This window comes from Glutamicibacter sp. BSL13 (assembly GCF_052928425.1).
In genome coordinates, this window is the sequence record NZ_JAVGCZ010000214.1 from 1 (window position 1) to 1,125 (window position 1,125).

1 protein-coding gene is annotated in these 1,125 nt (G+C 71.9%); it reads right to left on the reverse strand.

What is annotated here, in order from left to right; translation table 11 throughout:
• Positions 1-27: 27 nt before the first annotated feature.
• Positions 28-1,095 carry a site-specific tyrosine recombinase XerD gene (locus RCJ92_RS15925; protein WP_446755128.1) on the reverse strand — a complete coding sequence of 356 codons (1,068 nt, stop codon included), beginning with the start codon at positions 1,093-1,095 and terminating at the stop codon, positions 28-30.
• Positions 1,096-1,125: the final 30 nt, after the last annotated feature.

Below are 1,125 nucleotides of genomic sequence, written 5' to 3' on the forward strand. Positions count from 1 at the left end.
TTCTGGATGGGCGGTGGCGAGACGGCTTCAGCGCGCCCGGGGGTGGGCAAAGAGGTACGCCTCGCGCAGCGCATCGACGGTGACCTTGGTGTAGATCTGGGTGGTGGTCACCGAGGCGTGGCCAAGCAGCTCCTGCACCACGCGCACGTCGGCCCCGCCCTCCAGCAGGTGGGTGGCGAAGGAGTGGCGCAGCGTATGCGGGGAAACCTCGGTGGGAACCCCGGCCCGCTCGGCCGCCTTGGACAGGATCATCCACGCGGACTGCCGGGAGAGCCGCCCACCACGCTGGTTCAGGAACAGTGCCGGGTTGCCCCTGCCCTTGGCCGCCAGCCCCGGGCGGGCACACACCAGGTAGTCGCTGAGCGCCTTGCGCGCGTAGGATCCGATCGGCACCACCCGTTCCTTGGAGCCCTTGCCGAACAGGCGCACCACGCTCTGCCCGGCGGAGTCCGGTGCGCTGCCGGGATTCGGGGCTGACTGCAGCTCAGCGGAGGGTTGCAGGTCGGCAGCGGGTTGCAGGCCGCCGGCGAAGTGCACGTCGTCCACATCCAGTGCGACCACTTCGGAGATGCGCGCGCCGGTGGAGTACAGGAACTCCAGCAGTGCCCGGTCGCGCAGCCCGGCCGGGGTGTCGGTCGCCACCGATTCCAGGATCGTACTGACCTCGGCAATGGAGATGGCCTTGGGCAGGGAGGAACCGAAGCTTGGCGGCTGGATGTCGCGGGCCGGGTTGGGCACGCACAGCCCCTCCAGTTCCCAAAACTTGTGCAGCTGGCGGATCGCCACCGTGTGCCGGGCGACCGTGCGGGCGCTGAGCCCCGGCATGTCCCCGGTGCCCTGGGCCAGCTGCTGCAGGTAGCCGCTGACCGCTTCCGGGGTGATGCCCGCCGGATCGCCGATCCGCTGGCGGCTCAGCGCCTGGGCGTAGCGGGTCAGGTCGCGGCGGTAGGCCGCCAGCGTGTTCTCGGCCAGGCCGCGCTCCAGGGACAGGTGCTGCAGGTAGCGGGTCAGGGCGCGCTGCAGTGGGGCGGGGACGTCCTGCCCGGTTGCGGGCGCGGCACCGTCCCGGGCCGGGCTGAGCGGGGGGCGGGACATCGGCTAGCTGCCCCGCAGGCCCGGGTGCGC

What these genes read in the sequence shown, in the direction of transcription:
- RCJ92_RS15925 (WP_446755128.1), bottom strand. Translation starts at nt 1,095, where the DNA reads ATGTCCCGCCCCCCGCTCAGCCCGGCCCGGGACGGTGCCGCGCCCGCA.